The organism is Bradyrhizobium sp. UFLA05-153, from assembly GCF_054185185.1.
Map to the genome: position 1 here is coordinate 20,451 of NZ_JBBIAM010000053.1, position 13,246 is coordinate 33,696.

Genomic DNA, 13,246 nt, shown 5'->3' on the forward strand with positions numbered 1-13,246 from the left:
GAGAACGATGATTCCCTGCCGATAAGCCAGCTGCCTCAGTCCGCTGAGTCAATTGCACAAGCGCCCGGTTCGGCGGCATCCGTGACTTGGTCGATTCGGGGGGGCGGGACACTTCCACATCAGCATTGTTAAGACTTGCTTGATGTGCTTGCAGATTTGCGGAACTCCTTCCTGTCTAGAACCCGACTTTGTCCAGCAGCAGGGAGCGCGAAGTGAATGCGTCCGTCTCCAATATTGAGACGAGGTGCTGAGCGTGCATCGTCGTTCGGCCGGTGAAACAGGCAGTAAAACTCACTAGAGCTCTGCTGCTCTACTAGGAGCACGTTAAGGCAGCAAGGGAAGCTCAGCCCGTTGTAAACCTGCCAACCGCTTGCTCTTTGGCGGTGCGGTTCTTGAAGAGAAGGAGCCTCTCGGGCGACTTCTGATGAGACTAATGGGGCCCACCAACTTGGGCACTTTCAGCGAGTCACTGAAGAACATAATCTCCATTCCCTCGCGGCTATCACGTGCGCTGTATCCTATCCGATAAACTAGCTGCTGATACGAGCTATAGAGCGTTCGCACAGTTGGAACGTTGTCGTAGGAAACGATCCAGTGTTTGTGGCCAAGCGTTTTGGGAACCTCAGCAGCCACCTGGGCATGGTCACTTGGGTGATAGTAGTCGTAGTAGAGGTCGCGCCCTTTCGCGAAGTAGGGTGGATCGAGATAGACCAGCGTTTTGGGTGGCCAATCGTTTGCCTTGGACCGCAGGAAGGTACAGGCGTCCATGCTTGTGAGGTTAATGCGCTTTCGCATCTTCGCGATGGACTCGATTCGTTCCATTAAGCCGTCTTTGTTGAAACGGGCATCAATCTTCCAAGGTCCCGCTTGGTCCCGGCCGCCAATGACGCCACCGTTCAGAATGCCCGAGCGGTTGGTGCGGTTTAGGAAGAATGTCGCAAAGCCAAGCCGGAGGTCCCCATAGCGGTTGGCGTTTGAAAAGATGAAGCGCTGCCGGTCCCACTCTCGCATTGTCAGCGGCGTATCCTTGATCAATTTGCAGAGACGCTCCGTGTCGTTAAGGACGCTATTCCAGAAGGCAAACACGGGGCGGCTAAGGTCATTGACGTGAATCGAGGAAACGTAATCGTGAAATAGCAACTCCAGCGCTACGGCGGCGCCGCCGGCGTACGGTTCAACGTACTCGCCATCGAAAAGACCGTTCTCCTTTATGACGGCTTTGACGAACGACGCCAACTTCCCTTTGCCGCCTGGATAGCGCAGTGGTGTAAAGTGGTGGAGGAGAGTCGTCCCTACGTTGGTCTGCGCGTTAGTTTTCATTTCCAGATTTTTTCGAAGTAGAGCTGCGCGTTGTCCCACGCGACCTTGAGATCCCGGTCAGTGGGCGAGAAGAAGCGATTGTGAACGTAATTGTGAAGCGTGTCTACGAAGAGAGGATTGTTCTTGTCGTCGATGCCTCTAGATACTCCTGCGAGGTCCTTCTCGCGGATGCCCTTCTTCACCATTTCCTTGATCGCCTCGCCGACCTTGGCCCGCAGGTTTTTGTCCTTTGTCCCTCCATTAGGGATCTTGACGCTGAGAGGGATGCCCGCCGCTTGCAGAAAGTCATCTGTCGATTGCTCGAAGAAGACCCGGAACAAGACCGAGATCGAGTGCGGGTAGGCATCGAGCGGAAGAGAGCGAAGCTCCTTCATAATCTCCGCCATCTTCGCGTTTGAAACGGTCAAGTAGCAATCTCGTGGGATAAGCGTCTTGCGCACCGGGGCCGGTTTTGGTTTTGGTTTCGGTTTCGGCGCGGGTGTCTTGAAGTCACTGTCCTCTAAGACGTCGATGGAGCGCAGTTCTCCCGACTGTTTGGATAGGTCGGGCAGGTCCTTACCGAGCCTGCTGACGTAGGTGTTTTGTTGTTCCTTGTTTTTGAGCTGTGAGACGTTGATAGTGCCGCTCGCCAAGTCAAGAACGATACGACGCAGAGGTTTTATGACTTCGGTCGGGGGAAGCGACGTCTTGAGCTTCGACTCAGTGATGTCCACGCCGATCTTCTTCCGCACCGAGGGCGTTGAAAGGAGGCGATCAAGTGTTGAGATTGGGAAGCGGTCTTCCACGATCTGTTTTTCTTCTTCACTGAGCGCGCCATGTGACACGACCATATCTAGCGCCTGAAGCGCCGGGTCTCTGCCTCGAAAACGAGCCGTTGCGACACCGCCCCAGTTGACAATGCCGTGCCCGTTATTCTCTCCCGTGTGGCGCTGATTAATCCAGGTTGCAGCGTCTTGCCGGTCGACTATTTCAAAACAATCAATGGGTTGAACGGCGTCTAGGTCGAATCCATCCGCCAGTGATTCGAGACGGCGCTTGACGGGCGCGCGCACCTCGAGATCTTTGAGAAGCCGTGCGTTGTTAAGGACGCGCAGCGCAGCGAGACGTCGATTGCCCTCCAGGACGATATACCGTCCTCGTTCAGTTGCCGACTTGATGACCAGCCAGCGGTCCATCGGATTGAGCCCATCATTCACGATGCTTTCCGCCAAAGTGACGAGCTTGACGTCCTGATCCTCAATTATCTTTTGTAGTGCGCCTCTTTGACTATCGGCTCTGCTAATCCGCGGATTGTCCAAATCGAGCAGCAGTTCATCAAGCTCAAGCTGAACGCTTGCCATTTCCCCCGTCCCCTCGGCCGCTCCCCACCGTTACAGGTCGAAGCGCTGCTTTAATTGATTTAGCAATATTCCCATCGCGATAAGTGCGATAAACGCCTCGTTGGAGCTCAAATCCTGCGCGCGGACGTCCTTCTTCGAAGGATTTCATTGAAGGTCTCTGAGCGACCTCAGCTTTGGAGTCTGTGGGCTCGAAGGTGTTCTGGTGTCAGCGCTCAAGTCGAGCGCGTCGTCGTAATAGGGACAAATATTCCGATCCCGTGCCGAGCGAAACGGGAGGCATTTGGTAGCAGCAAGAATCACCACGCCCTCCAAAGCTGGGCGGTCGAGACTCAGGCGGCAGCGCCGTACGTTGTGGGGCGCCGCGTCGCTGCCGTCGGCTCCAGCCTGTTGCGCGCCATGGAAAACTGCCCCTCGCCCCTCGGCGTCACGAGGAATTGCCCCCACCTTGGATAGCCGAGGAGAGAGCGAATGAACGAGGAACGAATCACGGAAGGCTCGTCGTGGATTGATCCACGGGGGCAGGTGATGAAGACGCCGGATGACGTGGCGGAGATGTTGCGCCTGAGGGCGTGTGGGTGGGGTCTGAAGCGGATTGCGCGGCAGCTGGGCTGCAGCTGGGCTGCAGCCATCACACGGTGAAGGACTACGTGGCGGCGGGCGGGGTGAAGCCGTTCAAGTCGCCTGAGCGCCCGAAACGACTCCATGGCTTCGAGGGTTGGCTGCGCGAGAGGTTCGTTCGGTATCGCGGCAATGCGGATGTGGTGCGCCAGGACCTGTTGGCCGAGAAAGGCGTGGCAGTCAGCCGGCGAACGTTGCAACCCGCCGTGCAGCCCTATCGGCAGGCGCTGAAGGCCGAAGCGCTGGCGACGACGCGGTTCGAGACACCTCCGGGCCGGCAGCTGCAGGTCGACTTCGGCGAGGTCTGGTCGAGATCGGCGGGGTGAAGATCAAAGCATTCGTGTTCGTGGCGACGCTCGGGCATTCGCGGCGGCTGCATGTCCGTGCGTTCCGGGCCGAGAAGCAAGAGCACTGGTTCGCCGGGCTCGAGAGTGCATTTACGAGCTTCGGCGGCGTGCCGGCGGAAGTGCTGATGGACAATCCACGCGCGCTCGTGGTGCGCCACGACGCTGTGAGCCGGTCGGTTCAGTTTAACGATAAGCTCATCGCGTTCGCGAAGCATTGGGGCTTCCATCCTCGCGCCTGCGCACCGTATCGGGCGCGCACGAAGGGCAAGACGGAGAACGGCGTCGGCTACGTGAAGAAGAACGCGATGGCGGGGCATTCCTTCGAGCTGGGAGGCATTCGAGGCGCATCTCGCCGAGTGGGAGCGTGAGATAGCGAACGTGCGTATCCACGGCACGACCGGCGAGGCGCCAATCGTCCGCTTCGCGCGTGACGAGACACACCGGTTGAAGCCGCTCGGTGGCCAGCTGTCGTTCGGATCGTTGCGCGAACTGACCCGCGTCGTCGGCAACGATTGCGCCATCGAGATCGCCGCGAACAGCTACTCGGTGCCATGACGGCTGATCGGCGAGCGCGTGGCGGTGACGGTCGCAGCTGGCGAGGTGTCCATCCGCCATGGCATGCGCGAGGTTGCGGTCCACAAGCAATCGGAGGGGCGCCGGCTGCGGATCGTCGATTCCGCTCACCTCGACGGGGTTGCCGGTCGCAATGGCGCGCTCTGCCGACCGGCAATCGCGACACCGGCAGGGCTGGCGCCTTCTCCACTGCCCTCATTGTTGCGCCCTCTTGCCGAATACGAAGCAGCGATCGGAGGGAGCTTCTGATGGCGTGCACAAGGAAGGCTACCGAATCACCAATCGATCGGGTCGAGGCCATGCTGGCGCGATTGCAGCTCTCCGGCATCCGCGACCAGCTCGACAACCTGCTCGACGAGGCGGCGCGCGCGAACCTGTCGGCGCGCGAGACGCTGATCCTGCTGTGCGAACGCGAGATCGCGCGTAAGGATCATCGCCGCATCGAAATGGCGCTGAAACTCGCACACTTCCCGGCCGTGAAGGAGCTTGCTGGCTTCGACTTCGAGGCACAGCCGTCGATCGACCCAAAGCAGATCCGTGACCTGGCCGCATCACATTGGATCGCCAACGGAGAGAACGTGCTGCTGCTCGGCCCGCCGGGCGTCGGTAAGACGCACTTGTCGATCGCGCTCGGGCGAGAGGCGATCCTGGCCGGATACACGGTGCAGTTCACCACGGCGACGACGTTGGTCGCTGGCCTGGCCAAGGCGCACGGCGAGCGACGCCTGGACGAGAAACTGCTCGCGCTGTCGAAGCCAAAGCTGCTGATTGTCGACGAACTCGATTACCTGCCGCTGGAGCCCGACGCGGCGCATCTGTTCTTCCAGTTGGTCAGCCGCCGCTACGAAACCGGCGCCATGCTGATCACGTCGAACCGCAGCTTCCGGTGGTCGCCACCGCGATCCTCGACCGGCTCCTCCACCACAGCCACGTGCTGACCATCCGCGGCGACAGCTACCGGCTCCGTGCCAAGCGAAAGAGCGGCCTCATCCAGTCGCCCGCCGCTGACGGCCCTCCGGTCGGCTCCGCCTCCCTCCGTCCCGTCAGCGGCGGAGCCAACCTTCAACCGACATCATGAACCCGAGGGTGGGGGCAGTTCTTCATGACGCAAAGGGGGCAGTTCCGGATGGCGTTTGACACCAGCCGAGCCACTCGCTGCTCCACCCACCGCCGTAGCACGGAATCGCGCAGGCCAAGCTCCCTGGCAACAGATCCGATCGAGCGCCCGCTCGACGCTACGAGATCAACCTCTTGCCGCTTGTAGTCATCCGTCGACCGACGTTGACGTCCTTCCATCCGACACCTCCTGGCTCTTCGACCCGAGTTGTCCATCAATTCGGAGGAGGTTCACTCGGCGCGGCCGAAGTGCAGGAGAAAGGACGCGATCCGCTAAGAGGCATTTGTCTGAGCTTTTCGTGGACCGCTCCCCAAGGGATCTGGCGCTAGCGTTTAGCCCGAACCGGAGCCGCGTCGGAAGGGTCCAATAGCTTGCACCTTGGTTTGATTAATCCCGCCGTCCTTTTCTTTGGCTACGCCAGACTACGATTTCAATACTCCGGCGATTGAAACGAGCAGCCGTCCTGCCCTTTGTGTCGTCCCATCATCGGTGGGGCAATCACTGTCATTTTGAACCGATTCGTCGCGCTCAGCCATGAGCGCGCTGGACCTTTTCTGTATCTTGGAGGAGCCGGGCATGAGCTTCGAAACAGCGCTCGACGAAGCAAACGAGCCAAATTTGCAACAAACCGATACTGCCGAGGGGATGGGAAAACAAAACCCTGCCGTAACGAGAAAGGTCAGCGTCCAGCTTTCCGAACAGATTTTCCGCCGTCTCGAAGTTGCAACGGGCCGGCCCGGAGTTGGCAAGAGCATGGTCGTGGAAGCCGCTCTTGAACGCTTTCTTGATCCAGCACCGCCGATCGAAGGTCTCATTCATGAGGCGCTCGATCGGATAAACGGACAACTTGAACGTCTGGACAATGACGTCCGTGTCATCGCCGAGACGGTTGCGCTGCACGCCCGCTATCACCTCACCGTCACACCTCACATGCCGCAATCACAGCAGCGTGAAGCGTGTGCACTCGGCCAAGTGCGATTCAAGGCCCTGGCCGAGCAGGTGGAGCGGCGCGTGAGCTCGAACCGGCCCTTACTGCGAGAGACGATCGACCAAATCAATACCGCTAATGCTTTCGGTTATGCCGCTGACAATGTCTCGCAAGTCTTTGCGGATTCTGCCACCATTCTAGCAACTGCTGATACGAGCGCTGCCGCCGAGGAGGGCGGCAGCAACCGTAACTTTCACAATCTGCCAAACGCGTTCTGCTAAATCGGCCGGCGATCGCGGGATCCGCACGCAAGAAGCGGCGAACGGCCGATCCAATCTCAATCCATCGCAATCCGAAGGCAGCCGCCGACTTGCGACTTGGCGCCTGATCGGCTGCGTTTTTCTGCCTTTCGTTGCCGGCTATTACCTTTCCTATCTGTTCCGCACCATCAACATGCTGATCTCGGGACAGCTCTCAGCTGATCTGGGCCTCGATGCTGCCAACCTTGGCCTGCTGACGTCGATCTATTTCCTGGTCTTCGCAGGCGTCCAGATTCCGATCGGGACACTGCTGGATCGTTTTGGCCCACGTCGGGTCCAGAGCATGCTCCTATTGATTGCCGGCGGCGGGGCGGCTCTATTTGGAGCGTCCACAGGATTTCTGGAGCTTTTGGTCGCCCGGGCGATGATTGGCATCGGTATGTCGGCCGCAGCCATGGCTGGGCTGAAGGCCATTGTCACCTGGTTTCCAAGGGAACGTATTGCCCTGGTCAATGGCTACATGATGATGCTCGGCGCATTGGGGGCGGTGACTGCAACGACGCCCGCCCAGTGGCTGTTGGAATATACCGGCTGGCGTGGGCTGTTTGAGCTCTTGGCTTTTGCGACCTTTGCTTCGGCCCTCCTCATCTTTTGGACCGTTCCTGAGGCCGCGCGACCACACGTGATCCAGCCGACCGCCATAAAACTAAGTGCGATCTACACAGACCGGCGTTTCTGGCGGATAGCGCCGCTTTCGGCAAGCTGTATTGGGTCAGCCTGGTCATTGCAGGCCCTGTGGGCAGCACCTTGGATGACAAACGTCGAAGGGCTCAGCCGCGAATCCTCGATCACGCATCTCTTCATCATGGCGCTCGGGATCAGCGGCGGCGCGCTGCTACTTGGTACGTTGGCTGATCGGCTACGCCGACGCGGGATAGGGTCGGAAGCTCTGTTCGCGGCAGTGACAGCGCTGTTTGTGGGGGCTGAGCTTGCATTGATCTTGCGGGTGCCATTGCCATCGCTATTGCCATGGATCGTCATCTCGATTGTCGGCGCAGCGACGGTCCTCAGCTATGCGATCGTAGCGGAATATTTCCCAAGAGAGCTCACTGGCAGAGCAAATGCCGGCTTGAACGTTCTTCACTTTGGCTGGTGTTTCATCGTCCAATATGGGACCGGACTCATCCTTGACCAATGGCCCGTTCAGGAAGGCAACTATCCGATCATTGCTTACCAGGTCGCGTTCGCATCCGCCGTTGGGGTGCAGGTTCTGGCGCTAGGCTGGTTCATGATCCCATGGTTTGGTGACTTGGGCAGACGGCTCGCCAAATTCTTTCTCCGCAATCCCGAAACAAATAGAGGCGCCGTCGAGGCATCCGTGACATCAGCGGAAGCTGACGTACGCGAGCCTGAGGAGGAGGAATGGTAGCGCGAGCCGCATGCGCTGCCACTCCTCGCCTAACCATGAGATCATCAACGATTCCGGCGCGTCCAGACATTTCTGTTCGATCTTTCTTTTTCTACGCTAACCTACGATCACCGAGCGTCGCTCGTTGCGCCAATGAAGGACCTGCTTTTCTAATCATACCCATCTGAGGCCGCTTGGGGTGCCTCAGCTCTTGGGACATCGATGACAATCCAGCCGTTTCAGCCGGAGGCAATCTCGCGCGGAGCACGCATGCTGCGCACTGCGCTTGGCCCTGCGATCGCACGCTTTTTGGAAGATCCCTCGATTGTCGAGGTGATGCTCAACCCGGACGGTCGGCTGTGGATCGATCGGCTGTCGGGTGGCCTCATCGAGACCGGCGAAGGCCTGTCCGCTCCTGACGGAGAACGGATCATTCGGCTGGTCGCTCACCACGTCGGTGCCGAGGTTCATGCAGGTGCGCCACGCGTCTCGGCCGAGCTACCGGAGACCGGAGAGAGATTTGAAGGACTGCTGCCGCCGGTCGTTGCCGCCCCGGCATTCGCGATCCGTAAGCCGGCGGTAGCTGTGTTCACCCTAGACGACTATGTCGCTGCCGGGACCATGACCGCCGAGCAGGCTGGCGCTCTTCGAAACGCCGTCGCCGATCGCCACAACATCCTGGTCGCTGGCGGTACCTCCACTGGGAAAACCACTCTCACAAATGCGCTCCTTGCAGAGGTCGCCAAGACGTCGGACCGTGTGGTTCTCATTGAAGATACACGAGAACTTCAATGCAAGGCGCCGAATCTCGTTGCCTTGCGCACCCGGGACGGCGTGATCTCGCTATCGGATCTTGTCCGTGCCTCGCTGCGCCTGCGGCCCGATCGTATTCCGATCGGCGAAGTGCGTGGGGCCGAAGCTCTTGATCTCCTCAAGGCGTGGGGGACGGGCCACCCCGGCGGCATCGGGACCATCCATGCTGGCACTGCTCTTGGTGCGTTGCGCCGGCTTGAGCAGCTCATTCAAGAGGCTGTGGTCACGGTCCCGCGCGCCCTCATTGCGGAAACAATCAACGTCATCGCAGTGCTTGTTGGCCGCGGCGCCGATCGGCGCCTGGCCGAGCTTGCTCGCGTCTCGGGGCTCGGATCCTCCGGCGACTACTGTCTTTCAGCAATAGGAGATCAACCATGAGTTCTCGAGCGCCTCGCAATGCGGGGATCATCGCGATCGCAGCATTTGGCTTCGCTTCGAGCAGCGCGCTTCCCGCCTGGGCAGCTGGCTCGAACATGCCGTGGGAGCAGCCGCTCAACCAGATCCTGCAATCGGTTGAGGGGCCCGTCGCTAAGATCCTCGCAGTCATCATCATCATTGTGACCGGGCTATCGCTGGCATTTGGCGACACTTCGGGCGGATTTCGGCGGTTGGTGCAGATCGTGTTCGGTCTATCAATCGCCTTCGCCGCCTCGAGCTTCTTCCTGTCGTTCTTCTCCTTCGGCGGCGGAGTGGTGATCTGATGGATGAAGTTCCAGGATTCGTCGCACCGGTCCATCGCGCCTTGACGGAACCAATCCTCATGGGTGGTGCGCCACGGGCAATTGCGATCCTCAACGGCACCCTGGCAGCGGCGCTTGGTCTGGGCTTGCGGCTCTGGATCGCGGGTCTCCTGATCTGGTTCATCGGCCATATGGCTGCCGTCTGGGCCACCAGGCGCGATCCCGATTTCGTCGAAGTCGTGCGCCGCCACGTCCGCATTCCCGGTCACCTCAACACGTGAATTGTCCCATGATGAATCTTAGCGAATACCAGCGCTCAAACGCGCGTCTTGCAGACTTCTTGCCCTGGGCGGCGCTCGTCGATGAAGGGGTGATCCTCAACAAGGATGGCTCGTTTCAGCGGACGGCGCGGTTTCGGGGCCCAGATCTCGACAGCGCCGTGCCGGCCGAGCTTGTCGCCGTTGCCGGCCGGTTGAACAATGCCCTGCGCCGTCTCGGATCCGGTTGGTCGCTGTTCGTTGAAGCGCAGCGGCATGGCGCCGGCGCCTATCCTCCGAACACCTTTCCTGATGTAGCATCCGCCCTGGTCGACGCCGAGCGAAAGGCGCAGTTTGAAGAGGAGGGCGCGCACTACGAGTCGAGCTACTATCTGACCTTGCTTTATCTGCCGCCGGCCGAGAGCGCCGCGGTTGCAGAACGGCTGCTCTATGAGGGCGGTCATCGGACGGCTGGTGCAGATTCGAAGGAAGTGCTGACCAGCTTTCTCGATCGCACCAATCGCGTGCTTCAGCTCGTTGAAGGGTTCATGCCGGAATGCGGCTGGCTCGATGACGAGGCGACGCTGACCTACCTGCACTCCACCATCTCGACTAAACGACATCGGGTCCGAGTACCCGAAATACCCATGTATCTTGATGCCTTGCTTGCCGATCAACCGCTAACAGGCGGGCTCGAGCCGACGCTGGGCCACGCCCACATCCGTGTTCTGACCGTGGTGGGATTTCCAACTGCGACGACGCCGGGGATTCTCGATGATCTCAACCGCTTGGCCTTCCCGTATCGCTGGTCGACCCGGGCCATCATGCTCGACAAGGCCGATGCCGTAAAGATTCTCACAAGAATCCGGCGTCAGTGGTTCGCCAAGCGCAAGTCAATCGCGGCGATCCTCAAAGAGGTGATGACCAACGAGGCCTCAGCTCTCCTTGATACTGATGCGAGCAACAAGGCAATCGATGCCGATGCGGCCCTTCAGGAGCTGGGCTCAGATCAAATTGGAGAAGCATTTGTCACAGCAACTGTTACCGTCTGGGATACCAATCCTCGCGTAGCCGACGAAAAGCTGCGGCTGGTCGAGAAGGTCATCCAGGGGCGCGACTTCACCTGCATGATCGAAACCGTTAACGCGATCGAGGCTTGGCTCGGCAGCCTGCCCGGACACGTCTACGCCAATGTCCGCCAGCCGCCGATTTCGACCCTTAACCTCGCCCATATGATCCCGCTATCGGCCGTATGGGCGGGGGAGGTGAGGGACCATCACTTTCAGGCGCCGCCGCTGTTCTTTGGCAAGACGGAAGGGTCGACGCCGTTCCGGTTTTGCCTGCATGTCGGGGATGTCGGGCACACTCTTATTATAGGGCCGACCGGGGCCGGCAAGTCCGTTCTCCTGGCGCTGATGGCCTTACAGTTCCGCCGCTATCCTGAGGCACAGATCTTTGCCTTCGACTTTGGCGCCTCGATCCGGGCCGCGGCCATCGCAATGGGCCGAGACTGGCATGATCTCGGCGGCGCGGTCGCCGGAGAATCCTCCGATTTCGTTGCGTTGCAGCCGCTTGCAAAGATTAATGAAATCTCCGAACGGGGGTGGGCGGCCGAATGGATTGCCTCGATTCTCTCCCGCGAACGGATCGAGCTCACACCTGAGGTCAGAGAGCACATATGGTCCGCGCTCAATTCTTTGGCTTCGGCTCCTGCCCCTGAGCGCACCCTTACAGGGCTATCGGTGCTTCTTCAGTCCAATATCCTAAAGCGCGCGCTGCAGCCTTATTGTCTGGGCGGTCCATATGATCGCCTGCTCGACGCGGAAAGCGAGCACTTCGGTGGCTCCTCGGTCCAGGTGTTTGAGACCGACGGCTTGATCGGGACCGCGGCTGCTCCTGCTGTCCTTTCATATCTGTTCCACCGGATTGAAGAGCGATTTGATGGCCGGCCAACCCTTCTCATCATTGATGAGGGCTGGCTCGCGCTCGATGACGCCCATTTTGCCGGGCAACTGCGCGAATGGCTAAAAACGCTTCGCAAGAAGAACGCCTCCGTTGTCTTTGCGACCCAGTCGCTTGCCGATATCGACGGCTCGGCCATTGCGCCGGCCATCATCGAAAGCTGTCCGACCCGGATCCTGCTGCCCAACGACCGCGCCATCGAGCCGCAGATCACGGCAATTTACCGCCGCTTTGGGCTTAACGATCGGCAGATCGAGATCCTGGCTCGCGCGACACCCAAGCGGGACTATTACTGCCAGTCCCGTCGGGGCAATCGCCTGTTCGAGCTGGGATTAGGTGAGGTCGCGCTCGCGTTCACAGCCAGCTCCTCGAAGGCCGACCAGGTCCTGATCGACCGTGTCCTGGCCGAGCACGGCCGGGAGAATTTCGTGACGGGTTGGCTCAAGGCGCGCGAGCTCGCCTGGGCCTGCGACCTCATTCCGCAACTTGCAAAGACGGGGAGCCTCTGATGAGACGATTAGCTCAGCTAATAGCAGTGGGCTTGATCGCTGCTGCCGTGGTCCAAATGCCACGCGAGGCGACGGCACAGTGGATCGTGTTCGATCCCAACAATTACGCGCAGAACGTGCTGACCGCCGCGCGCGAATTGCAGCAGATCAATAACCAGATCACATCGCTGCAACACCAGTCGATGATGCTGATCAACCAGGCAAAAAACCTGGCTAGCCTGCCGTATTCCTCATTGCAGCAGCTCGAGCAGTCGATCCAGCGTACCCAGCAATTGCTCGGCCAGGCCCAGCGTATTGCCTATGATGTCCAGCAGATCGATCGCGCCTTCTCATCCACCTACGCACCGGCTTCTGGCGGCCAGTCCGACCAGGCGCTGATCGCGAATGCGCAAACCCGCTGGCAGAACGCTGTTACCGGCTTGCAGGACGCCATGCGTGTGCAGGCGACTGTGGTCGGCAATCTCGACACCAACCGTACCCAGATGTCGGCCCTCGTGAGTGCGAGTCAGGGCGCCAGTGGTGCGCTGCAGGCGAGCCAGGCCGGCAATCAGCTGCTCGCGCTGCAAAACCAGCAGCTCACAGATCTCACGGCGGCAATTGCTGCGCAGGGGCGTGCGCAGACTTTGGAGCAGGCTCAGCGAGCGGCCGCCCAGGATCAGGGCAGGGAGCAGCTCAGGCGTTTTCTGACGCAGGGGCAAGGTTACCAACCCACAACAGTGCAGATGTTCCACTAATGTCGAAGAACAAACTTGAAAAGCTCCCGATGGTATTGGCGGTGACGCTTGCTGTCTTGGTTGTTGCGGCTTGCGCGATCCGGCTACACGGCGATCAAGATCAGGCTCCGTCTGAGGCGTCGATCGCGGAAGAGTCTTCTGACTCGGTCGCCGCAAAGCTCGAGCAATGCCGGACGGTTCAATACGAGCAGAAAGATGCTCTGCTCGCGTGCCGGAAGCTCTGGGCCGAGAAGCGCCGTGAATTCTTAGGCTTTGGCCGAGGATCCTCAGGAGCGAGTATTAGCCAAACTAATCCAGACGCATCATCGCCTCAGCGTGGCAAGGATGAGAGCCGTCTGCCATCCGGCTATCCCACTATTCCCACCAATGACGAGTGAGCG

11 protein-coding genes and 2 pseudogenes are annotated in these 13,246 nt (G+C 59.8%); 10 read left to right on the forward strand and 3 right to left on the reverse strand.

Features of this window, described 5'->3' with window-relative positions; translation table 11 throughout:
• Positions 1 to 324: 324 nt before the first annotated feature.
• Both Q2941_RS27695 and Q2941_RS27700 read right to left on the reverse strand, forming a co-directional pair.
• Positions 325 to 1,359 carry a DNA adenine methylase gene (locus Q2941_RS27695; RefSeq protein WP_458194319.1) on the reverse strand — a complete coding sequence of 345 codons (1,035 nt, stop codon included), beginning with the start codon at positions 1,357 to 1,359 and terminating at the stop codon, positions 325 to 327.
• Entirely contained in the window at positions 1,317 to 2,660 is a 1,344-nt protein-coding gene (locus Q2941_RS27700) for a ParB N-terminal domain-containing protein (protein WP_458194320.1), read from the reverse strand. The genes Q2941_RS27695 and Q2941_RS27700 overlap by 43 nt, the downstream gene beginning before the upstream one ends.
• 468 nt (positions 2,661 to 3,128) lie before the next feature.
• Between Q2941_RS27700 and istA the strand changes: the two are divergent.
• Together istA and istB are read left to right on the forward strand one after the other, a co-directional pair.
• Positions 3,129 to 4,447, forward strand: a pseudogene (gene istA, locus Q2941_RS27705) (IS21 family transposase).
• Positions 4,447 to 5,276 (forward strand): annotated as a pseudogene (gene istB / locus Q2941_RS27710) (IS21-like element helper ATPase IstB). The pseudogenes istA and istB overlap by 1 nt, the downstream one beginning before the upstream one ends.
• On the opposite strand, the gene Q2941_RS27715 reads toward istB, so the two are convergent.
• A complete protein-coding gene (locus Q2941_RS27715) occupies positions 5,261 to 5,530 on the reverse strand; it encodes a transposase (protein WP_458194346.1) in 270 nt (89 codons plus the stop codon). The pseudogene istB and the gene Q2941_RS27715 overlap by 16 nt on opposite strands.
• A 361-nt stretch (positions 5,531 to 5,891) precedes the next feature.
• Between Q2941_RS27715 and Q2941_RS27720 the strand changes: the two genes are divergently transcribed.
• The 8 genes from Q2941_RS27720 to trbK-alt all read left to right on the forward strand — a co-directional run bounded on the left by Q2941_RS27720 (position 5,892) and on the right by trbK-alt (position 13,243).
• On the forward strand, positions 5,892 to 6,524 hold the full coding sequence (locus Q2941_RS27720; protein WP_458194321.1) for a hypothetical protein: 633 nt from the start codon (positions 5,892 to 5,894) through the stop codon (positions 6,522 to 6,524).
• A gap of 121 nt (positions 6,525 to 6,645) precedes the next feature.
• Complete coding sequence (locus tag Q2941_RS27725) at positions 6,646 to 7,932, forward strand: MFS transporter (protein WP_458194347.1); 1,287 nt, start codon at positions 6,646 to 6,648, stop codon at positions 7,930 to 7,932.
• Positions 7,933 to 8,133: 201 nt separating this feature from the next.
• Entirely contained in the window at positions 8,134 to 9,102 is a 969-nt protein-coding gene (gene trbB / locus Q2941_RS27730; protein WP_458194322.1) for a P-type conjugative transfer ATPase TrbB, read from the forward strand.
• Positions 9,099 to 9,425: a TrbC/VirB2 family type IV secretion system protein gene (locus tag Q2941_RS27735; protein WP_458194323.1), complete on the forward strand. Its 327-nt coding sequence runs from the start codon at positions 9,099 to 9,101 to the stop codon at positions 9,423 to 9,425. The genes trbB and Q2941_RS27735 overlap by 4 nt, the downstream gene beginning before the upstream one ends.
• Positions 9,425 to 9,685, forward strand: coding sequence for a VirB3 family type IV secretion system protein (locus Q2941_RS27740; RefSeq protein ID WP_458194324.1), 261 nt, complete (start codon positions 9,425 to 9,427; stop codon positions 9,683 to 9,685). The genes Q2941_RS27735 and Q2941_RS27740 overlap by 1 nt, the downstream gene beginning before the upstream one ends.
• An 8-nt stretch (positions 9,686 to 9,693) precedes the next feature.
• A complete protein-coding gene (gene trbE / locus Q2941_RS27745; protein WP_458194325.1) occupies positions 9,694 to 12,132 on the forward strand; it encodes a conjugal transfer protein TrbE in 2,439 nt (812 codons plus the stop codon).
• Positions 12,132 to 12,866: a P-type conjugative transfer protein TrbJ gene (trbJ, locus tag Q2941_RS27750; protein ID WP_458194326.1), complete on the forward strand. Its 735-nt coding sequence runs from the start codon at positions 12,132 to 12,134 to the stop codon at positions 12,864 to 12,866. Before trbE ends, trbJ begins: the two co-directional genes overlap by 1 nt.
• Entirely contained in the window at positions 12,866 to 13,243 is a 378-nt protein-coding gene (gene trbK-alt, locus Q2941_RS27755; protein ID WP_458194327.1) for a putative entry exclusion protein TrbK-alt, read from the forward strand. Before trbJ ends, trbK-alt begins: the two co-directional genes overlap by 1 nt.
• Positions 13,244 to 13,246 lie beyond the last annotated feature (3 nt).